The following is a 232-nucleotide window of genomic DNA, read 5'->3' on the forward strand; positions in this document are numbered from 1 at the left end:
TCAGCGGGTTGCGAGCGTGTCCGGGGCGCTGGCCGCGCAGCGCGCGTTCGTCGCCGACGCCTCCCACCAGCTGCGCAACCCGCTGACCGCGTTGAAGATCCGGCTCGGCAACCTCGAAGGCCACGTCGACGACGAGCCGGCCGCCGCCGACCTGGAGGCCGCGCGGGTCGACGCGGGCCGGCTGCACCAGATCCTCGACGGCCTGCTCTCGATGGCCCGCGCGGAGGCCTCC

The 232-nt window shown here is 75.4% G+C and carries 1 protein-coding gene; it reads left to right on the top strand.

Annotated features, from left to right (window positions below):
* Window positions 1-232 (top strand): histidine kinase dimerization/phospho-acceptor domain-containing protein (locus G3I65_RS18970; RefSeq protein WP_275940157.1); only part of this gene is annotated, 232 nt, incomplete at both ends.

Origin of the sequence: Amycolatopsis sp. SID8362 (assembly GCF_010550475.1) — a bacterium.
Taxonomy (GTDB): domain Bacteria; phylum Actinomycetota; class Actinomycetes; order Mycobacteriales; family Pseudonocardiaceae; genus Amycolatopsis; species Amycolatopsis eburnea.